Raw genomic sequence first — 19967 nt, 5'->3', positions numbered from 1 at the left:
CTTGGCACAAACGCGTTGGCGTCTGGCTGTTAAAGTAGCTGCCCATCGAATGGCCACTTTAAATAAAAAAACCATCCGACAAGATGGTTTTAAATAATTAGATGTTTAGTGCTTAAAGATCACATCCACGTCTTCGGTCTTATCATGCTGACCAAATTTATCAACCAACGTCTGACTGGCTTCATTTAGCCCGAATACTTCCACATCTGCACCCATTTTACGATATTTTAACACCACTTTATCAAGTGCTGATATCGCCGTCACGTCCCAAAAGTGCGCATGACTGACATCGATGCTGACTGACCTAACTTGTGGGTGGAATTCAAATTGATCCATAAAGCGATCCGCAGACGCAAAAAACACTTGCCCAAGGACGCCATAAGCCAAACTGTCATCACGACCTGTCGGCAGGCTTTGCACCGTCATGAATCTACCAATCTTATTGGCAAAGAACAATGCAGACAGCAGCACACCAGCGCCCACACCCAGCGCCAAATTATGCGTATATACAACGATCGCAACTGTTGCCAGCATCACCACATTAAACCCAAGCGGATGCGTCTTTAGCTCCTTGATGGATTGCCAGTTAAACGTACCGATCGCCACCATAATCATCACAGCGACAAGCGCAGGCATGGGGATGATTGAAATCAAATCACTCAAAAACACCACCATAATCAGTAGAATTATACCCGCCAGCAATGTCGATAGGCGCGTGCGACCGCCTGATTTAACATTAATCACCGACTGCCCAATCATCGCACAGCCCGCCATACCACCAAACAGACCACTGACAATATTCGCAATGCCCTGACCTTTGCTTTCGCGATTCTTATCACTGTCCGTCTCAGTCATCTCATCAACGATGGTCGCCGTCATCAAAGACTCAAGCAAGCCCACCGCCGCCAGACTCACAGAATAAGGTAAGATAATCAAAAGCGTCTCAAGATTCAATGGAATGTCAGGCAGCAAAAACACAGGCAATGTATCAGGCAGCGCGCCCATGTCACCAACTGTTCGCACATCAATACCCAATATTGCCGTAACAGCCGTCAAAGTCACGATCGTTACCAGAGGTGATGGGATAATCTTGCCAATCTTAGGTAGGTATGAGAACAGATAAATAATACCAAGGCCTGCTGCGACAAGCGCATAAGTATGCCAAGTGACATCCACAAACTCAGGCAACTGCGCCATAAAAATCAAAATCGCCAAAGCATTCACAAAGCCCACCACTACAGCTCGGGCGACGAACTTCATCAAATATCCCACCTTGAAAAATCCCGCAACGAGCTGAATCACACCGGTTAGTAATGTCGCTGCCAATAAATATTGCAAACCATGATATCGCACTAGACTTGCCATGACAAGTGCCATCGCGCCCGTCGCTGCCGATATCATGGCAGGACGACCACCAACAAAACTAATCACCACCGCAATACAAAACGACGCATAAAGCCCAACTTTAGGATCAACGCCTGCAATGATCGAAAAGGCGATCGCCTCTGGAATGAGTGCAAGCGCCACCACCAAGCCAGATAGCACATCGCCTCGCACATTCGAAAACCATGCTTGCTTGATATTTTCAAAATTCATAATCAACCAACAATAAAAAAATCAGCTATTTTATCACAAAGACCAGTATGGAAAAAACAAAAAAAACCGCATGATTTGCCATGCGGTTTTTGTGAATTATCATTTAGCCATTGAATTTGTCGTCACCTTCGTTGCCAAATTTGGCATCAAATCCTTTATCATTGAATCCACCGCGATCTAGATTGCGGTTTTCTTTCTTGTCAAAGTTTTTACCATCAAAGCCGCGCTCATCAAATGCCGCTCTATCGAAGCTGCGATCAAAACCTGTATTATTCATACCGCGGTCAAAGCCTTGATTCATGCCGCCGCCTTGTGGATAGCCGCCGCGATCAAATCCACCGCGAGAGCCAAAACCATCAGCGGGCGGCGTGCGTGTAAAACCACCAGCAGGACGATTGTTAAAGCCACCTTGACGCTCAAAGCCCTGATTCATACCACGGTCAAAACCTGGATTCATGCCACCAGACATAGAGCCCGATTGATAGCTGCTCGATGACATCACACCGATTGGGGCATTTGGGTATCCTGTCGGTGAGCCAGAAGCAGGTGCGCCGTCTGTACGCGGGTTACGCGTTGGCACCACCGTCGAGATGGCATGCTTATAAACCATTTGACTGACGGTGTTTTTTAGAAGTACTACATATTGGTCAAAAGACTCAATTTGTCCTTGTAGCTTTATGCCATTAACCAAAAAAATCGACACAGGAATGCGATCTTTGCGCAGCGCATTCAAAAATGGATCTTGTAAACTTTGCCCTTTTGACATAAAAATTCTCCGAACGAAAGTAAATAATGCAAATATGCAATGCGTAAGCAGGATTGGATTTTATAATAACTGCTTTTCTACTTGTTGTATGCTAGAAAATGGTACAATCACCGCATCATGCGATGAACCATTCAGACGAGCAAGGCTACGCTGCCAAGTTGATTGGCGTTTTGCTAACTGTCTTGTTGCATATAATGCCTTATTTTTCATATCTTGACAAGCCATTTGTAAGAGATTTGGCTGTTGTTTTTGTAAATTTATTGTCAAATCTGTCGATTTATTAATCAAAAAAGGTGAACACTCATCCAAATTCACCCCTTGATCAAAAAACAACCTATCTTCATCAGGCATCTTGGAACGCACTTTGTCGCTAAGCTCTGCCATTGCAGGGTTCACTTGCATGGCTTTGTGATTGATTTTCGCCAAAAATTCCAATACCTGCCGATAGCCCACGCACCGCATGGACGGCATGTCAGGCGTTAAATCGGGGTATCTTTGCAAAAGATAAATCACTTCATCCACCAAGCCCTGCTCCCACATAATATCAAGGCGTTTGGCGATACGCTCATGTAACCACGCACGCTCAGGCTCAACCGATAGGGTCAGCCAATGCTGACGTGGATTATGGCAAGGGGCGACTTTGGGCGTATCTTGCCATGCGCTCATGGGCGTGCCTGTCTGCATATGCACTTCCACCGCCCTTGTGATACGCTGGGTGTCAGAGATTTTTAGACGTTCACAAATCTTGGGGTCGTGCGTTTGTAGATAGACGTACAGCTCGCCAATGCCTTTGTCAGACAGCCACGCCATGACCTGCCCACGAATGGCAGGGTCGGTGTCAGGCACGGTGGACAAGCCGTCCAAGAGTGCCATATAATACATCATCGTACCACCCACAAGTAGCGGAATCTTACCCCGTGCGTGAATGCCTGTAATCAGTCGCTCCACGTCCGCCACAAAAGTTGCGACATTATAAGTTTCGGTGGGCTTGATGATATTAACGAGATGATGCGGAAAACGAGCAAGCTCGTCATCGGTCGGTTTTGCCGTGCCGATGTTCATGTCCTGATAAATCAACGCGCTGTCCACTGAAATCAGCTCAAACCGCCCTGTCTCATACAGACGGCACGCCAAATCAGTCTTACCGCTTGCCGTTGGAGCGATAAGCGATAGGACAGTGTTATCAGGCAGGGATTTATAATGTAAATTCATGACAAATCCAAATCCACCCCAGTAATCTCTACCACCCGCCTTTCATCGGCTTTTCTTGTGATGTTTATCGTTATATCAGGCTTTGGCAAGACAGTCTCGGCACGGCTTGCCCATTCAATGATAATCAGCGAATCTGTCTCGTCAAAATATTCAAAAAAACCAATAAAATCCAGCTCTTCTGGGTCATTTAGCCGATATAGGTCGGCATGGTACACAGGCTTACCCTTGATATTGTACGGCTCAACTAAGGTATAAGTTGGGCTTTTTACCGCCCCTGTATGTCCCAATTCACGCAAAAGATAACGGGTAAAGGTCGTCTTGCCCACCCCCAAATCGCCCGATAGCCACAAACTGCCTGCGGGGTTGGTTTTGGCAAGGGCGTTGGCAAGGCGCTGGGTGTCGGTTTCGTCTTTTAAGATGATTGTCATACTTCAACCTGTCTTAACGGCTTTGGATTGACAAATTTCTCGCCACGTTTTAGCTTATCAAACAGCTCACTATCGCCCCACTCGGCTTTGACTTGCTCGCTAAATTCAAACATATCAAGCGACAATTTGCCCATGCGTTCGCTTTCAACATCTTCACGAAAGCACTGGGCGTACCCTGTGGCGGTCTCGTGGACGATGACCGAATAGACTGATACGTCTGTTTCGCCATTTTGAGTGGTGGTGTTTTGCATGACTTTGTCCGCCCAATAAAAAATCACACGGCTAAACTGCTCGGCAGACGGCGACACAGGCAGGCTTATCCAACGAGCCGAAAAGTCCTTGCACGCACGGATATAATCGCCATCGTCCTTATCCCAAAAGGTAATTGCGTGATCAAAACTGTCAATCAAGTCCTTAATGTGCGACTTTAATAGCCCAAAATCATAGACCATTTGCCCGTTATCAAGGGCATGGGCTTCTAGGATAAGTTCGACCTGATAGCTATGCCCATGAATGGAGCGACTGCAACGGTCGGACGTGCAGTTGCGGACGATGTGGGCGTTTTCAAATTTGAAAAGTTTACGGATACGCATGATAATGTATTATTTATTAGGATAACTTTTTATTCTAACATAAAGCACCTTTTTATGAAACGATTTTCCCGCGCCCATCACACCCCATCAAATTCAAGTAAGCGATCACCGCCATCATCGACAATGCGCGTCACCAGCCCCATGGTATTCAAAAGATTAATAAATGGACGTGGATCAAGCTCTTCGACATTGACCATTTTGCGTGTGCGCCATACGCCTTTGGCAATCAAAATGGCAGCTGCAACTGGCGGCACACCTGCGGTGTACGAGATGCCCTGACTACCAACCTCCGCATAGGCCTCTTGATGATCGACAACGTTATAGATAAAAATCTCACTTTCCACGCCGTCTTTTTTGCCACGCATCTTATTGCCGATGCAGGTTTTGCCAGTGTAATTTGGCGCAAGTGAGCTTGGGTCTGGCAGTACTGCCTTGACGACTTTTAGTGGGATAACTTCTAAGCCCTCTGCTGTCGTAACAGGCTGCTCTGACAGCAAGCCTAGATTCTTTAACACGGTAAAGACATTGATATAATGATCGCTAAATCCCATCCAAAAACGAATGTTCGGCACGTCTAGGTTCTTATGCAATGAGTGAATCTCATCATGACCCGTTAGATAACTGTTCTGGATGCCGACCACAGGCAGATCATCGGTGCGCTTGACCTCAAACATCTGATTGGTCTGCCAAGCATTATTCTGCCAAGTATAAACCCTGCCTGTAAATTCTCTAAAGTTAATCTCAGGGTCGAAATTCGTCGCAAAATATCTGCCGTGGTTACCAGCATTGATGTCGATGATGTCAATATCGGTCGTTGTTCCTTTATCAAAATAATCAACCCCAAGGCGCGCGTAGCTATTCACTACGCCAGGGTCGAATCCAACACCCAAGATGGCGGTGATGCCCGCTTGCTCACAGGCGTCTTTATGCTTCCATTCATAATTCTCGTACCACGGCGGCGTCTCACAGATTTTGGCAGGATCTTCGTGAATCGCGGTATCTAGGTAGTCTGCGCCCACCGCAATACAGGCCTTTAGCACACTTTGATTAATGAATGTCGAACCAACATTAATCACGATATTAGCATCTATCGAGCGCATGAATTCTATCAATACCTCCGTATCCAATGCATCTATCGCATGAGTGTGTATGGATACTCCCCGCTTAGTCGCCACATCATCAGTGATGGCGGTGCATTTATGAATGCTGCGACTGGCAAGGTGAATATCGCCAAAATACTCACGATACTCTGCCACCTTGTGCGCGACCACCTGCGCCACACCGCCTGCGCCTAGAATTAAAATGTTGGGTTTAGACATTTTCTCTCCTTTTGTGAGCCATCACACAGCTCTTATGTCGTTTAATCAGATTGGCTATTTAAATCACACGTATTAAGACAAGCTGTTTTTGTAATCTTCATAATCAAAACAGCGCTGAATCGCAATCGTACCATCTAGTTTCTTAATGATGATGGATGGCATGTCCACGCCATTGAACCAGTTCTTTTTTACCATCGTGTAGGCAGCCGCGTTACCAAATGCCACCTGATCGCCCACTTTTAGTGGCTCAGCCAAGCGATATTCACCAAAAATATCGCCTGCCAGACAGGTCTTACCATAGATGATGGTGCTGTCATCACTTGTGTGTGGCGCTAGGTTAATATCCTTGCCATTGATGGATTGCAGATTGGCCGACTGCCCATAGATAAGTAAATCTAGCATGTGGCTTTCTGTGGCGGCATCTACGACGGCGAGCGATTTGCCATTTTCCATGACATCGAGCACGCTAGATACAAGCACCGCACCATCATGCACGCATGCCTCGCCTGGCTCTAGATAGATTTGGACATTGTATTTTTGGGAGAAATCCTTTAACCGCTGCGCCAATTTCTCAAGCGGATAATCTTCTGCGATAAAATGAATACCGCCGCCCAAGCTCACCCAATCAAGATGATAAAACAGCTCACCGAATTTGTGTTCGATGTCATCTAAGCTTGCGCTAAACGCCTCAAAGCTCTCATTCTCACAATTATAATGCAGCATCACGCCTGTGATGTCATCAGCCACCGCCATCGCCTTTGTGGCATCGTGCTCACCAAGGCGACTAAAAGGACGTGCTGGATCCGCCAAAATAAACGCAGAATTACTCGTATTGGGATTAAGTCTTAGTCCGACAGGCACGCCTTTGGCAATAGCTTTGTCTTTAAAGGCGTGAAGCTGGCTAATAGAATTAAAGATAATCTTATCAGCATGGTCGAGCACTTCATCAATCTCGCCATGACTGTACGCAACGCTATAAGCATGCGTCTCGCCGCCGAACTTCTCAGCACCCAATCTCACCTCAAAGAGCGATGAAGATGTCGTACCATGCAGATAAGGACGCATCGCCTCGAACACACCCCAAGTCGCAAAGCACTTCAGTGCAAGCAAAGCCTTAGCGCCCGACAGTTGGCACAGGCGGTCTATGATGGCAAGGTTCTGGGTGATTTTTTGTTCATCTAAGAGATAATAAGGCGTGGTTAGACCTTGCAACAGCAAAGCCTGCTGAGCGGATCTCTGTGGTGGATTTATATTAAGTTTCGTATCGTTCATGAGATAATCTTAGGCTTAAAATAAAGTGCCATCATTGTAACATAAATTTTACAAAAACCAATGCATTGACTGCCAAATCGACCGCACAGCTCATCCCAAACACATATTTAGACTTAATTTTAATCAGCCTAAATGAGCTCGTCGTATTTTTAGCTTTTATTTCGCTGTTGATGCACTTATAATAATCAAAACCCTAAAAATCATCACATCATGACCACCACTAAGAACACAGCCAGCATCACCGTCATCGGACATACCAATGTCGGCAAAACCTCTCTCATGCGTACCCTACTTCGCGATGCACAATTTGGCGAGGTTAAGAACGAATCTGCCACCACACGTCATGTCGCTGCAGTGCAGATCATGGACGCTCATGGTCAGCCACTGATCACGCTGCATGATACCCCAGGCTTGGAGGATGCGACAGGTGTGATGGATTTTATCCAAGAACATACCGATGGGCGCACCGACGGCATTGAGAGACTTCAAGGATTCTTAGCAGCGGTGGACAATGACGACCCCAGACTTGGCGATGATTTTAGCCAAGAAACCAAGGTCATCCGCAGCCTCATCGATGCTGATATCGCCATCTATGTCATCGATGCTCGCGAACCTGTACTATCAAAATATAAAGACGAACTTGCCATTCTCGCCAGCAGCGGCACGCCTGTCCTGCCTGTGTTTAACTTCATTAAAGGCAATGAAGAAAACATGGCAACCTGGCGCGACATGCTGTCTCGGCGCGCACTTCACGTGGTAAATGCCTTTGATACTGTGGCGTTTGACTTTGATGGCGAGATGCATCTTTGGCAGAACCTTGCCACTCTAAGCACGCACGATGACGCATTCACTAGCCTACAAAACAACAGACGAGACAGTTGGCAGGACATGGCCGAGTCAGGCTCTGCCATCATCGCTGACTTCCTAGTGAATGTTGCAAGCTTTAGTAAAAAAATCGATGAAGATGAAGATCCTGCGCCAACCTTAAGCGCCATGCAGACAGCGGTGCGCCAGTCTGAGGACATCATGCAGGGCAAATTATTGCACCTATATCAATTCTATAACGCCGCCGTTGACGAGGTGGATATTGAGATTAAAGGTCGAGAACAGGACGTATTTGACACCGATCTATTGACGCGTTATGGGATTCGCACGGCTGGCGGCAGCGTGACGGGCATGATCGTAGGCGCGGGTATTGACGTGGCCACATTAGGAGCGAGTCTGGGGCTGGGTACAGCGCTGGGCGGCGTGATTGGCGGACTTCTGCCGAATACGGGCGCCATCAAGGATAAGGCAATGGGCATTCAGACACTGACCATCGATGCTGCCACGCTCACGCTACTTGCCACACGCGCGCAGAATTTACATCATGCGCTACGACACCGCGGGCATGCCAGTCTAAATGCCATCGCAACGGATAACCCTGACAACACCCTACCATGGCAAACCGATAAACTGCCAAGCCCCCTAAAAAAAGCGCGCGCCAATCCGCACTATTCCAGCCTAGATGGTCGCTATGAGGACAACATGGGACTGCGCCAAGATTTAAGCGATAAACTCAGCACAATACTACTTGAGCACCTAGAAAAATTAGACTGATAAATTAAAACACAGCAGAAACTGCGAAAGATATCGCCGGTTTCTGTTGTGTTATGTGAAAATTAAACGCTTTATTATTGGTTAAATTCTCGATGGTAAGCACCTTAGTGAAGCTCACTTAACCATCACCAACAATCTTTAGACGCTCACCCTCAAATAACTCCATATCAGGCGCAAGTGTCACCATAAAGCGATCAAAATACAACAGCTGCTTAAGCAGTAACGCAAAATCTCTAGGAAAATGAATGTCGTGACGTTTGCCAATCTCGGCTAGTTCCAGCATCATTACATTTAGACTCTCTGGTTGATTGTCTTTACCGACCTTACCTAGCATCCGATGCAGATCCTCACCGAGTCGATTCACGTCCACTTTGTTGCCTGTCATGCCGATATCTACCATCGCCTGAGCCATGCCCAGATAGTCGCTCACCTGAAGGCTCTGCACCAACATAAAGCACGCCTGCAGACTCTTAGGCTCAATCTGTCCCACCAAACCAAAATCCAAAAACGCAATCCGACCGTCCTCAAGCATCATCAGATTACCCGCGTGCAGGTCGGCATGGAATTCGCTCGTCATCATCAATGACAAGAACCAGGTGTCTAGCACATCACTCATCACCTGCTTGGCGTGTTCGGTATTATTGGTAAGTCCTAAGCTCTCATCCACCAAGGATTTGCCCACCAACAGATCCATCGTTAATACACGCCTGGTAGTTAACTCTTTATGCACGGTAGGTGCGGTAACTTTAGTATTGCCAATTTTCTTTAGATAATCTTTGAAGCGTTCAATATGGCGACTCTCCGCCAAAAAATCCGTCTCCATCAGCATGCGCGCACGCATCTCATCCAGGATGGGTGCAAGATTCGCCGCACGCATCGACGGTATGATCTTCTCCACCACCCAAAAACTGCTGTGCAATACAGTCAGGTCCGTATGAATGATCGCAGCGACTTTAGGTTTTTGCACCTTTAGGGCAACCTGCCTGCCGTCACTCAGTACCGCCTTATGCACCTGTGCAATGCTTGCCGACGCGATGGGCTTTGGGTCAATATAATTAAAAATATCACCCAGACCACGCTCATCAGTCACAAGTTCTTCGCGCAGCACCGCCAAAATCTCATCGAACGGCACAGGCGTGGTCTGATCTAGGCAGTCTTGAAAGGCAAGTACATACTCTCTGGGAAAAATAGACGGTGTACTTGCGATGAATTGCCCAAGCTTGATGTAAGTCACGCCCATCTGCTCAAATGATTCTTTGAGTAGCTGTGCATCCATCTTTTCGCCTTGAGCCACCCTAAGCGCTGACAACCCTGCCACGCTTGCGGTTTTTTGGATGCGCCCAAGGACATTGAGCGATGTACTGACAGAGGATTTGACTAAGGATAGTGGTGATTTTTTTAGCATGGTCTTTATTGATAATTTTAGTTTAGATAACATTGGTAGCAGAGCAGATGGCACAAGTCTCATCTTTGGCAAATCTCATCTTGCGCAGGCTCATGCTGCGCCCCTGCCACAGCAGCAGTTCATGAGCGATCGGATTATTTCCACGTCCCAAAAAATCCAGTGCCATCTGAGCACTCATCGAGCCGATGATGGATACCGTACTCCCCAGAACACCAGATGTCGCGCAGTTGAGTTCATCACCTCTCTCGGCACCGAACAGGCATTGATAGCAGCCGGTTTCCTTGGTAAATAGCGCAATCTGCCCCGTCTCTGCGATCGCTGAATTGGACAATAAGGGCAGTCCACGCTGACGGCAGGCGTGATTTAATAGATCCCTGATGGCAAAATTATCCGTGCAATCAATCACCAAATCAGGCGATACCTGCTCGAGATGGCCACTGATATTTTCATCATTCAGCTTGACATACGTATAATCAATGCTGATGAGCTCGTTTTGTTCACGTAGCTTATGGCAGGCGGTTTCGGCTTTGGATCGCCCAATGTCTTCTTTGGTGAATAATGTTTGGCGCTGTAGATTGCTATCATCCACCACATCATGGTCGATCAGGTGCAGCCTGCCCACCCCAGCACGCGCCAATATTTGAGATACAGGACAGCCAAGACCGCCCGCACCCACGATCAGAACGGTGCTATTTTTTAGGCGGATTTGCGCATCCATGTCCCAATCATTTAGTAGAATTTGCCGAGAGTAGCGCATGAGTTCGCTGTCTGTCAGCTCAGTGTTTGCTTGTGTATTTTGGTCAGCCATGCCATACCCCCATCGTTAGCCGATCGTTACCACCATAATCTTTGATGGTCTGCACATCATCAAAGCCTTGGCGTATGAACAATTCACGCACACTTTGCCCCTGATCATAACCATGTTCGATGGCAAGAAGACCACCTAATTTTAGATACTCTACCGAACCACCAATGATCATCATAATGTCAGACAACCCCAGATCATCCGCCACGAGCGCCGTCATTGGCTCATGATGAAGCGCGTTTAGATGCTTATCAGCTTTATCAATATATGGCGGATTAGATACAATTGTATCAAATTCACCCTGTACCGCACCGAACCAATTCGACTGCACAAAACGACAATTATCCGCAGCCAATCTCTGCCCATTCTGTGTCGCTACCGCAAGCGCATCTACCGACATATCCACTGCCAGTACGTCCGAGGTTGGTAATTCTTTAGCGAGCGTGATCGCGATACACCCTGAACCAGTACCCAGATCCAAGATACTGGGCGAATCTATGGTTTGGGCGCTTAGCCAATCAAGTACAGCTTCAATGAGCCTTTCGGTGTCAGGTCTAGGAATCAGCGTACTGGGATTCACCTTAAACGTACGCCCAAAAAAATCCTGCTCACCCACCAGATATGCCAACGGCTCGCCTGATCTCATTCGCGCCACGCCTTGCATGAATCTGTCGTATTCATCCGCAGTCAGCATATAATCATCATGCATTATTAAAAACAGCTTGTCTTTATCTAGCACAGACATGAGCCATCCTTCGAGCCACTGATAAGGCAATGCCTCACTGCTCATGGTGCGACATTGTTGCTTGATGGTTTTGATGGATTGATTTAACATATGATTTTTAGTATGAATCTATTTCTTGATAACAGGCTCTTCGATGGTGATGTACTTATTCACCAAATACACCAATAACAGAATCGGGATACCAATCACAAAAGTAATGGCAAAGAATACTGGATAGTTCGTCGCATCCACGATCGCCCCTGAATAGCCGCCTAGAATCTTTGGCGACAGCGTCATCAGTGATGAGAACAGTGCGTACTGAACCGCCGTAAAGCGAATGGAAGTTAAAGCTGACAAGAACGCAATAAATACCGCACTTGCCAGTCCTGCTGCCAAGTTATCCGTGATGACCGCCATATACATCATGAACGATGTCGGCGTATAGAATAACAAGATAAATAGCAAATTCGTCGCACAGGCAAGCAGTGCGCCAATCATCATCGCACGCATGACGCCAGTTTTTTGGGCGATCCAGCCGCCCACAAAGCCCCCACCAATGGCTGCAATCACGCCAACGACTTTCACCGCTTTGGCGATCTGTGTCTTGGTGAATCCCAGGTCTTGATAGAAGATATTAGAGATGTTACCAGCGACGATGTCCGAGATACGATATAGCCCGATGAGCGCAAGCACCAACAGCGCCTTTTTGCCATAACGCTCAAAGAAATCTCTGATCGGCATCACCCATGCACGCGCCGCGACAGACTTAGCCACCAAGCCAACCTGTACCAGCGCATAGCCAATCAAACCCATCACGATGCCACTTGATATGAATCGCACCACACCATACAAGAAACCTAGACCCACGCTATCCGTCTTAGGTAGCACACTGCCCACCTGTACATAGGTGAAGATAAATCCAATCACCGATACCGCAAAGACAACAAGCAAGCGCAGATTATCCGGAGTTGAATTCATGTGTTCTTTTTTGGCGGTGTATTTTGGCTCACGAATGAATAAGGTCGTTGCCACAGCGATGAGCATGACCGCCGCCATGATGAGATAGGTTTTTTGCCATGCTGCATAGCTGTAAGCCGCCTCGCTCGAACCAAAAAAATCCGCCAAATAAAGTGCGCCTGCACCAGAGACAATCATACCGATACGATAGCCACCGACATAAGTCGCTGACAGCGCGGTCTGCATCTGACTGGGTGCTGATTCGATACGATACGCATCAATCACAATATCCTGTGTCGCCGCCGAGAAGCCAAGCAGCACCGCACCCAGCGCCATGATGGATAGCCTAGACTCTGCTGGATCAACGCTCGCCATGAGCACGATCGCACCGATGATGCCCATCTGTGTCAATAATAGCCAAGCGCGACGCTGACCAAGCCATTTATTAAGCACAGGTACAGGCAGTACATCCACCAAAGGCGACCAGATGAATTTGAACGAATAACCCAAAGCCGCCCAGCTAAACATCGTCACCGTACTGCGATCAATGCCCGCCTCACGCAGCCAAAGCCCCAAGCTACTAAAAATCAGTAGAATCGGCACACCAGCAGCGAAGCCCAAGAACAGCATGGCAAGCGCCTGCGGGTTAAAATACGCCTCTTTAAAGGCGGCGAACGACGAAGTCGAGCGAACCAAGTCAGTCATGAACCATCTCTTTTGATAATAATATAAATCTTAAAATTAAGATAAATGGTGCAATATTAAGATAAAAATGCTTTTTTTGCAAAGTTTATTGTTAATTAAGTCATTATTTAGAATAAACTTTTGCAGTATATTCAATTTTGGAATATACTTTTACTGTCTTAGCGGTTTGTTTTTATGTCAGTATTTTTATAATGGCAGAGTTAAAGCCACTCATCGGCAGCTTTATTTCTTACGAACATTTTTGGTCTTTTGGTTTACAATCGAGCATTCTCATGGCAATTGACATCGTCATCAATCAGCGTCACCTACAAATCCAGCTAAAACAACTCGAAACCGTCTGGCACACCGTGGTCAATGGCTATAACCTTAGTCAAGCTGCCGAACTGCTACACACCAGCCAATCGAGCCTATCCAAACAAATCGCCGCTCTAGAGAACCAGCTAAAATCAGACGTCTTCACACGTCAAGGTAAACGACTGACAGGGCTGACACCCATTGGTAAGGCATTATTGCCGCACATTGAAGCGATATTTGCTGAGATTCGTACGATTGAGAATCTAAGTCTTGATTTTAATGATGCCGCGGCAGGTACACTGACGGTCGCCACCACGCACACTCAGGCGCGCTACGTTCTGCCTAGCATCATCAAGGCGTTCCGCGAGAAATTCTCCAAAGTCAATCTGGTACTTCAACAAGCCGACCCAGAGACCATCGCGCAGATGGTGATTCGCGGACAGGCCGATATTGGCATCGCTACCGAGAGCCTGCTCAATAATGACATTCTGCGCTGCCACCGCTATTATGATTGGTCGCATGTGGTCATCGTGCCTAAGGATCACGAACTGGCGGAGCTGGCAGGCGTGATTGATGGTGTGGATCTGCCTACTTTGGCGAGCTATCCGATTGTGACATATCATGGCGGTTTTACTGGTCGCGGTGCGATTGACAAGGCATTCACCAAAAAAGGGCTGACCCCAGACATCGTCCTAGCGGCGCTTGACTCCGATGTGATTAGCACCTATGTATCATCAGGTCTTGGCATTGGCATCATCGCTGAGATGGCTTACGAGCCCAAGCATTATCCAGACCTTGTGGCGATCCCCATCACGCATTTTGGGCGATTCACGAGTTGGATTGCGGTGCGTGACGACAGCGAGATTCGTAAATTCGGGCACGAATTCATCAAGCTGTGCCAAGCGCAATTTGCAGGTTAAATCAGCACCTTACACCAAATCCGTGTCACGTCGCGGATTGGTTACTCACAGTCTTCATGCTCATGTATGCCGCACACTGCTACCACGTCATTATGATCATGAATAACATCAAGAACCCAATATTTCCCGCTGCGAACCGAAATATCAATCAAATCAACCGCCCTGCCGCCTGATAGTTTTTGAAAATCTTCATTATGCATGTGAAAATGATACTTACCTCGTCCATGCATCATGCCATCTTTGAAATTACCAATATAGACATCGCCACGATACCGCCCCTTGCCCGCGATAGCCTCGCCCAATCCTTGCATGACATCATCCACCCAGACACCTGTTTGAATGCCACCATCTCGCCATGTGTACTGCCCCACGCCATTGATCCTGCCTTTCTTGTATTCACCGACATAGGTCTCAGTTAGCACGCCATCACTATACCAGCGCATCACCCCAAATCCGTCAGCCCAACCATCAACACAGCCGCCTGTCCATGAGGCAGTTTCTTTTGGCTTTGGGAATGAGTTGTTAAGATAACAGCCTTCATCGGTGCGTATAAGCTCATTAAATCCTTCGGGCAGCTCTTTGGCGTGAACGGCCCCAGCCAGCATCAATATTCCACCAAGCAAAATAGCCTTTCTCATCATCACTTATCCACTTCATAAAATCTTTATATTAACCAAAACAATCACAGTACGCAATAAAAAACCCGCCACACTGGACAGGTTAGGTAGATTTTAATCATTCATCATTGGCAGATGGCAATCGCTTAATGTCTTTTTGGACGGGTTTAGCCTCTCCATCCACGGTCGTACCTTGATTAAAACCGCCTTTGCTAAAACCACTAAAGCCGCCACCTTGACCGAACGGATTGCCTTGTCCGAATGGGTTATTCGGATTAACAGTGCCACCCATGCCAAACGGGCTTTGACCACCCATCTGACGAGACATCATCTGCATCATCTTGTCTTGGTTTTTTAGGGCGTAATTCTTGGCGGCGCTGGTAAGTTTGCGCTGCACGAATGGCAATAGCAACAATGCCGCACCCACATCACTCAATAAGCCTGGTAGTAACAATAGTAGACCTGCAATCCCTGTCGCAACTGACTTAGCAACGGTAGATTCAGCGGGCTGATTGGCAGGGTTGGGGATAACGCCGCTTTGCATTTGTTTTAGCTGCTGCGCCATTGGGTTAAGCGTGGCGGCGGCATTTTTAATCAGCATCAGACCGATGACAGCAGCGACGATGAACCAAAAGAACACCCACCAGCCACTCACAAACTGCGCAACAAGATACCAAAGCAGCATCTCAATGACAAACCAAACCAAAGCAATGCCAACAACAGCACCCATATATTTTCCTTAAAAAACCTGAACAGTGAATAAATTCAAAAACAACCAAAAATGCGCTATACTATGGCAACCTCTTGGTGCATTCAAAAATTTGGGCAAATATAAAAAATTCAAGCCCAGCATTTTAGATTTTAGCACAATTATTCAGTTTTGACACTTTTGGCGAATTTATGACACTTATCATCGGCATCGATCCTGGCTCACGCATGACGGGCTATGGCATCATCAGCACCCAAGCGGACAAGCTTACCTTCTTAGATGCAGGGACGATTCGCACCGATGGCAGCGACATGCCGACACGCATAGGACAGATATTCTCTGGGGTGTCGCGCATCGTCAAGCACTATCAAAAATACAGCGATCAGCCCATGCACGCCGCCATCGAACAAGTATTCATGGCAAGTAACCCTGATTCTGCGCTAAAACTGGGGCAAGCTCGCGGCGCTGCCATCGCTGCCTTAACCGCGCTTGATCTGATGGTGTCAGAATACACCGCCCGCCAAATCAAACAAGCCGTCTGCGGCTATGGCGCCGCCGACAAGGAACAAGTCTGTGCCATGGTGTGCCGCATTTTGTCATTAGAGGTCGTGCCGCAAGCGGATGCCGCCGATGGTTTGGCGTGCGCCATTTGCCATGCGCATTCAAGCCATTCCATGCATAAGCTTCTGGGCAATACGGCATTGGCAGGTCGCAGTAGCTCAAAGAAGAAAGGCCGCTGGCGACTGTCCGAAGAAGATTTCTTGAACTTACGCTGATGATTTGATTTGACTGTGTTAAATTCTCATCAGATATAAATAAAGCACCCATATCACGGTGCTTTATTTATAGTGTGTCATCATCAACGATCAGCCAATCCATATTCTACCGTGCCGTCATAGACATAGAAAGTTTCGCCTGTGGATTTGTCTGTATAGGCTTTTAGACGGATGATTTTACTCACACCAGCCTCATGATGATAGCCTTCAATCACATCATCAAACTCACGCCAAGCACCCGCACCCATCTTAATGCCTTGCTCATCATAGCGTACATTGCGCACCTTAAGGCAGTTTGGAGCATTATTGGCACACAATATCGGCTCAGGCTCAATCTCCCAGTATAACGCCACCGGCTCACCGTACAGCACGTCAGGTTTTTTAACTCCTTGCCATGTCCAGCTTTTATCTTGGTGCGTGTGCGTCAGAACAGCCTGACGATCATTTTGAACTTTTAGCGTCAATTTGGCATTGTTAAATGACGCTACCAACGCTCGTTCAGCCTCATGAGCACTGGGGTCGCACGCTTTGCTAGTCGCAGCAACACCGTCACTGATGGTCAAGACATCCTTGACAAGCGTAAAGCCAGCCGAATGCACATTGCACCCCACGCCAAAGCTTAATCGATCCTCAGCCGCCGTCAAATACACCGAGCGTGCCTCAATGAACTGATTAAATCGAGCATCATCAGACGCAACAAGCCGCCAATCATAATCGTACAGCTCATCCGCCAAAGACTTGGTGATGGCGGTCGGATCGCGATTGGGTGTCGCCACATCATTATTGTGCTGACAGCCCAATAACGCCAATGGCGTACATAGCATTAAGGCTTGAATGATTGTTTTTGTCATGATATTCAACTTTAAAAACTTTATCCAAAACTGGTAGATTTATTTAACAATAATTAAAAATAAGTTCTGATTTTCTACGATGATAGCATCATTGAGCAAACAAGTGTGTTAGTTTTTGTTATTGGTCGGTAGTTGACTTTAGTGCCAAGCCATCTATTTTGGCAAATTTTGGTTAGATGATATCAACATTCTTGTGTTGATACATTAGGTTTTTTATAGAAAATTTGTTACAATAGCAAAAAATTAAAGGGGAAAACCATGTCGCAATCACCGATTGATAAACCATTAAGAGCTTTTTTTGAACCCAAGACACTAAGCGAATTAGGACTTAGTGGGCAAATCATCACGCCTGCTGTGCGCTATGAAGCTACAGAAATCAACAAAGAAGGCATTCAGGCACTTCTGTCTTGTCTACCTAAGATGAATAAGAAGCCAACACCCATGGATATTGACATGGCGTGCGTACTGCTGGATCAAAGCGGCAGTGAATTACAACGCGTTTATTACGGTAACATTCGCACAGACAATAACAGTGTGCGTCATGGCGGCGATGCACTCACGGGCGCAACCAGCTTCGAAGATAAATTCATCAATCAAGAAAAAATCGACCTACATCTAGATAAACTGGACAAGAAAACCCATCACATTCTCATCGTCATCGCCAGCCATCATCGTCACTGTCTGACACGCGCTACTAAAGGGTTGGGCATCTTAAGAGATAACGATGGCGTATTGGCACATGAGTTTGAATTGGCATCACTTGACAAAAATACCCATGCCATCATCGCATGGCACCTAAAAAAAGACGGTAACGATTGGCTTGTACACGTACCACTACACCCCATCAAGCATAACGAGATGGCAAAATTACTAGACAGTGCTGCAGAGTTCATGAGTGCTGATAGCACGCGTTGGTAATCAATACGATTGATCGATGAACCTCAAAATCACGCCCATGCGCGCTGAATATCTGGCACTCATAGCAGCGATGCTAAATGGTACGATTGGGGTATTTACGCGTCTTGGACTTCAGGCAGGACTGATGCCCAGCGTTCTCGCCTTTTATAAATGCTTCATCGCCTTTATCATCATTGCTATCTATTGTCTATCAAAGCCCAAGCTGCGTATCGAATGCCGCACACTCTCACGATACTGGCATCATTATGCCCTGTTATTCTTTTTTGGGATATTTTGTTTATATTTCTTTGAGACTTGGGCGTTCAGCGAAGCATCGATTTCCTTAGTGGCATTTTTAACTTATGCGGCAGGTGCTGCGATCATCTTGATGGCGTCGCTCTTTCTAGGCGAAAGACTAACCAAAGTTAAAGCCGCCGCCTTGACGGCTTTTTGATCGCGTGGTGTGAACGCGCGTAAGGCGTGCTGGATGCGATTGCCCAATTGACCCAGGATGCTATCAGGCAAATCCAATGGATTTTGGGTGACGAAGTACACACCTACACCTTTTGAACGGATGAGTCGCACCACCTGCTCAATCTGCTCCACCAGTGCTTTTGGTGAATTATCAAACAACAAATGCGTCTCATCAATGAATAATACAAATTTTGGCTTATCAAGGTCGCCCACCTCAGGCAAAGTCACAAAAATCTCCGCCAAGAACCAAAGTAAAAACGCACTATACAAGCGTGGCACACGCATGAGCTTCTCGGAATTTAGGATGTTAATGATACCTTTGCCGTCATTGGTTTGCACCCAATCTTGAAGGTTTAGGGCAAGCTCGCCAAAGAAAGTATCCGCACCTTCACTTTCAAACTGTAGTAGCTGACGCTGAATTGCCCCTACGCTGGCAGGTGAGATGTTACCATATTTGGTGCGGTATTCTTTGGCATTATCCAAGATGTGAGTCAGCATCGCACGCAGGTCTTTTAGGTCTAGGATGTGCCAGCCATTATCATCAGCGACTTTAAATACAACATTCAAAAGCCCTTCTTGAGTATCATTCAAATTCATCAATCTTGCTAGTAGCATCGCACCCATTTGGCTAACCGTCACACGCGCAGGAATACCTGTCTGACCAAATACATCCCAAAATCGCACAGGAAAGCCAGACAGGTAATTCTCATCCAAACCGAACTGTGCCATACGCTCACCAACCTTACCAGTTGACTCGCCTGCCTTGACAATGTCTGATAAATCACCCTTCACGTCCGCCAAGAATGCAGGCACTCCCGCTCGGCTAAATTCCTCTGCCATCTTACGAAGCGAGATGGTCTTACCCGTACCAGTCGCACCTGCGATAAGTCCGTGGCGGTTCGCCATCTTCCCCATCAAGGATAAGTCGGTGGCGTTATCGATTGTCTTTGCTAGATTAAAATGGATCATTGTTTACCCTTTGGTGTGAATCGCAATTCACCAGTGTCAAAATTATCAAATTGTTAAATTTCATCACAAAAAATAGCGC

At 47.0% G+C, this 19967-nt stretch carries 19 protein-coding genes and 1 pseudogene; 5 read left to right on the top strand and 15 right to left on the bottom strand.

Features of this window, described 5'->3' with window-relative positions:
* Nucleotides 1-105: 105 nt before the first annotated feature.
* From MBO_RS01405 to nspC, 7 genes are all read right to left on the bottom strand, one after another.
* Complete coding sequence (locus MBO_RS01405; protein ID WP_036362331.1) at nucleotides 106-1596, bottom strand: SulP family inorganic anion transporter; 1491 nt, start codon at nucleotides 1594-1596, stop codon at nucleotides 106-108.
* A 103-nt stretch (nucleotides 1597-1699) separates the two neighbouring features.
* The gene (gene hfq, locus MBO_RS01400; protein WP_036362328.1) at nucleotides 1700-2362 is read right to left on the bottom strand and encodes an RNA chaperone Hfq; all 663 of its coding nucleotides are present in this window, start codon (nucleotides 2360-2362) and stop codon (nucleotides 1700-1702) included.
* Nucleotides 2363-2422: 60 nt separating this feature from the next.
* On the bottom strand, nucleotides 2423-3574 hold the full coding sequence (gene miaA / locus MBO_RS01395; RefSeq protein WP_036362325.1) for a tRNA (adenosine(37)-N6)-dimethylallyltransferase MiaA: 1152 nt from the start codon (nucleotides 3572-3574) through the stop codon (nucleotides 2423-2425).
* Nucleotides 3571-4002 carry a tRNA (adenosine(37)-N6)-threonylcarbamoyltransferase complex ATPase subunit type 1 TsaE gene (gene tsaE, locus MBO_RS01390; RefSeq protein WP_036362322.1) on the bottom strand — a complete coding sequence of 144 codons (432 nt, stop codon included), beginning with the start codon at nucleotides 4000-4002 and terminating at the stop codon, nucleotides 3571-3573. Before tsaE ends, miaA begins: the two co-directional genes overlap by 4 nt.
* The gene (locus MBO_RS01385; protein WP_036362318.1) at nucleotides 3999-4595 is read right to left on the bottom strand and encodes a 6-pyruvoyl trahydropterin synthase family protein; all 597 of its coding nucleotides are present in this window, start codon (nucleotides 4593-4595) and stop codon (nucleotides 3999-4001) included. Before MBO_RS01385 ends, tsaE begins: the two co-directional genes overlap by 4 nt.
* 77 nt (nucleotides 4596-4672) lie before the next feature.
* Nucleotides 4673-5914, bottom strand: coding sequence for a saccharopine dehydrogenase family protein (locus MBO_RS01380; protein ID WP_036362315.1), 1242 nt, complete (start codon nucleotides 5912-5914; stop codon nucleotides 4673-4675).
* A 72-nt stretch (nucleotides 5915-5986) separates the two neighbouring features.
* Nucleotides 5987-7186: a carboxynorspermidine decarboxylase gene (nspC, locus tag MBO_RS01375; RefSeq protein WP_080702137.1), complete on the bottom strand. Its 1200-nt coding sequence runs from the start codon at nucleotides 7184-7186 to the stop codon at nucleotides 5987-5989.
* A 210-nt stretch (nucleotides 7187-7396) separates the two neighbouring features.
* Here nspC and MBO_RS01370 point away from each other — a divergent pair, with 210 nt between their 5' ends.
* On the top strand, nucleotides 7397-8785 hold the full coding sequence (locus MBO_RS01370) for a DUF3482 domain-containing protein (protein WP_080702136.1): 1389 nt from the start codon (nucleotides 7397-7399) through the stop codon (nucleotides 8783-8785).
* Nucleotides 8786-8903: 118 nt separating this feature from the next.
* Here MBO_RS01370 and MBO_RS01365 read toward each other — a convergent pair whose 3' ends face one another.
* Genes MBO_RS01365 through MBO_RS01350 form a run of 4 tightly spaced genes read right to left on the bottom strand, consistent with a single transcriptional unit; the run spans nucleotide 8904 to nucleotide 13381 of the window.
* Nucleotides 8904-10190: an ABC1 kinase family protein gene (locus MBO_RS01365; protein ID WP_227712640.1), complete on the bottom strand. Its 1287-nt coding sequence runs from the start codon at nucleotides 10188-10190 to the stop codon at nucleotides 8904-8906.
* Between the two features lie 22 nt (nucleotides 10191-10212).
* Nucleotides 10213-10998 carry a HesA/MoeB/ThiF family protein gene (locus MBO_RS01360; protein ID WP_036362306.1) on the bottom strand — a complete coding sequence of 262 codons (786 nt, stop codon included), beginning with the start codon at nucleotides 10996-10998 and terminating at the stop codon, nucleotides 10213-10215.
* Nucleotides 10991-11830, bottom strand: a complete 840-nt coding sequence (prmC, locus tag MBO_RS01355) for a peptide chain release factor N(5)-glutamine methyltransferase (protein ID WP_036362303.1) — start codon at nucleotides 11828-11830, stop codon at nucleotides 10991-10993. The genes MBO_RS01360 and prmC overlap by 8 nt, the downstream gene beginning before the upstream one ends.
* A gap of 18 nt (nucleotides 11831-11848) precedes the next feature.
* Complete coding sequence (locus MBO_RS01350) at nucleotides 11849-13381, bottom strand: AmpG family muropeptide MFS transporter (protein WP_036362300.1); 1533 nt, start codon at nucleotides 13379-13381, stop codon at nucleotides 11849-11851.
* 272 nt (nucleotides 13382-13653) lie between these two features.
* Here MBO_RS01350 and MBO_RS01345 point away from each other — a divergent pair, with 272 nt between their 5' ends.
* Nucleotides 13654-14595 (top strand): LysR substrate-binding domain-containing protein, encoded by a 942-nt coding sequence (locus MBO_RS01345; protein WP_036363126.1) that lies wholly within the window; start codon nucleotides 13654-13656, stop codon nucleotides 14593-14595.
* A 41-nt stretch (nucleotides 14596-14636) separates the two neighbouring features.
* On the opposite strand, the gene MBO_RS01340 is transcribed toward MBO_RS01345, so the two are convergent.
* Both MBO_RS01340 and MBO_RS01335 read right to left on the bottom strand, forming a co-directional pair.
* Complete coding sequence (locus tag MBO_RS01340) at nucleotides 14637-15200, bottom strand: MORN repeat-containing protein (RefSeq protein ID WP_052585222.1); 564 nt, start codon at nucleotides 15198-15200, stop codon at nucleotides 14637-14639.
* Nucleotides 15201-15330: 130 nt separating this feature from the next.
* Nucleotides 15331-15942: an FxsA family protein gene (locus MBO_RS01335; protein ID WP_036362297.1), complete on the bottom strand. Its 612-nt coding sequence runs from the start codon at nucleotides 15940-15942 to the stop codon at nucleotides 15331-15333.
* A 170-nt stretch (nucleotides 15943-16112) separates the two neighbouring features.
* Between MBO_RS01335 and ruvC the strand changes: the two genes are divergently transcribed.
* A complete protein-coding gene (gene ruvC / locus MBO_RS01330) occupies nucleotides 16113-16697 on the top strand; it encodes a crossover junction endodeoxyribonuclease RuvC (protein WP_036362294.1) in 585 nt (194 codons plus the stop codon).
* A gap of 83 nt (nucleotides 16698-16780) precedes the next feature.
* Here the strand turns inward: ruvC and MBO_RS01325 are convergent, their stop codons facing one another.
* Complete coding sequence (locus tag MBO_RS01325; protein ID WP_052585221.1) at nucleotides 16781-17548, bottom strand: META domain-containing protein; 768 nt, start codon at nucleotides 17546-17548, stop codon at nucleotides 16781-16783.
* Between the two features lie 258 nt (nucleotides 17549-17806).
* Here MBO_RS01325 and MBO_RS01320 point away from each other — a divergent pair, with 258 nt between their 5' ends.
* Nucleotides 17807-18466, top strand: a complete 660-nt coding sequence (locus tag MBO_RS01320) for a TerD family protein (protein WP_036362291.1) — start codon at nucleotides 17807-17809, stop codon at nucleotides 18464-18466.
* 16 nt (nucleotides 18467-18482) lie between these two features.
* Nucleotides 18483-18899 carry an EamA family transporter gene (locus MBO_RS01315; RefSeq protein ID WP_080702135.1) on the top strand — a complete coding sequence of 139 codons (417 nt, stop codon included), beginning with the start codon at nucleotides 18483-18485 and terminating at the stop codon, nucleotides 18897-18899.
* Here the strand turns inward: MBO_RS01315 and MBO_RS01310 are convergent.
* A pseudogene (locus MBO_RS01310) lies at nucleotides 18869-19888 on the bottom strand (helicase HerA-like domain-containing protein); the annotation flags it as partial. The gene MBO_RS01315 and the pseudogene MBO_RS01310 sit on opposite strands and share 31 nt — an antisense overlap.
* Nucleotides 19889-19967 lie beyond the last annotated feature (79 nt).

This window comes from Moraxella bovoculi 237, assembly GCF_000696305.2.
Taxonomy (GTDB): domain Bacteria; phylum Pseudomonadota; class Gammaproteobacteria; order Pseudomonadales; family Moraxellaceae; genus Moraxella; species Moraxella bovoculi.
The sequence above is the reverse complement of the archived record's forward strand: the minus strand, read 5'-3'. Positions and strand labels throughout refer to the sequence as shown.

Coding starts and splice junctions, on each gene's coding strand:
- MBO_RS01405 (WP_036362331.1), bottom strand. CDS start 1,596: ATGAATTTTGAAAATATCAAGCAAGCATGGTTTTCGAATGTGCGAGGC.
- hfq (WP_036362328.1), bottom strand. CDS start 2,362: ATGTCAAAAGGGCAAAGTTTACAAGATCCATTTTTGAATGCGCTGCGC.
- miaA (WP_036362325.1), bottom strand. CDS start 3,574: ATGAATTTACATTATAAATCCCTGCCTGATAACACTGTCCTATCGCTT.
- tsaE (WP_036362322.1), bottom strand. CDS start 4,002: ATGACAATCATCTTAAAAGACGAAACCGACACCCAGCGCCTTGCCAAC.
- MBO_RS01385 (WP_036362318.1), bottom strand. CDS start 4,595: ATGCGTATCCGTAAACTTTTCAAATTTGAAAACGCCCACATCGTCCGC.
- MBO_RS01380 (WP_036362315.1), bottom strand. CDS start 5,914: ATGTCTAAACCCAACATTTTAATTCTAGGCGCAGGCGGTGTGGCGCAG.
- nspC (WP_080702137.1), bottom strand. CDS start 7,186: ATGAACGATACGAAACTTAATATAAATCCACCACAGAGATCCGCTCAG.
- MBO_RS01370 (WP_080702136.1), top strand. CDS start 7,397: ATGACCACCACTAAGAACACAGCCAGCATCACCGTCATCGGACATACC.
- MBO_RS01365 (WP_227712640.1), bottom strand. CDS start 10,190: ATGCTAAAAAAATCACCACTATCCTTAGTCAAATCCTCTGTCAGTACA.
- MBO_RS01360 (WP_036362306.1), bottom strand. CDS start 10,998: ATGGCTGACCAAAATACACAAGCAAACACTGAGCTGACAGACAGCGAA.
- prmC (WP_036362303.1), bottom strand. CDS start 11,830: ATGTTAAATCAATCCATCAAAACCATCAAGCAACAATGTCGCACCATG.
- MBO_RS01350 (WP_036362300.1), bottom strand. CDS start 13,381: ATGACTGACTTGGTTCGCTCGACTTCGTCGTTCGCCGCCTTTAAAGAG.
- MBO_RS01345 (WP_036363126.1), top strand. CDS start 13,654: ATGGCAATTGACATCGTCATCAATCAGCGTCACCTACAAATCCAGCTA.
- MBO_RS01340 (WP_052585222.1), bottom strand. CDS start 15,200: ATGCTGGCTGGGGCCGTTCACGCCAAAGAGCTGCCCGAAGGATTTAAT.
- MBO_RS01335 (WP_036362297.1), bottom strand. CDS start 15,942: ATGGGTGCTGTTGTTGGCATTGCTTTGGTTTGGTTTGTCATTGAGATG.
- ruvC (WP_036362294.1), top strand. CDS start 16,113: ATGACACTTATCATCGGCATCGATCCTGGCTCACGCATGACGGGCTAT.
- MBO_RS01325 (WP_052585221.1), bottom strand. CDS start 17,548: ATGACAAAAACAATCATTCAAGCCTTAATGCTATGTACGCCATTGGCG.
- MBO_RS01320 (WP_036362291.1), top strand. CDS start 17,807: ATGTCGCAATCACCGATTGATAAACCATTAAGAGCTTTTTTTGAACCC.
- MBO_RS01315 (WP_080702135.1), top strand. CDS start 18,483: ATGAACCTCAAAATCACGCCCATGCGCGCTGAATATCTGGCACTCATA.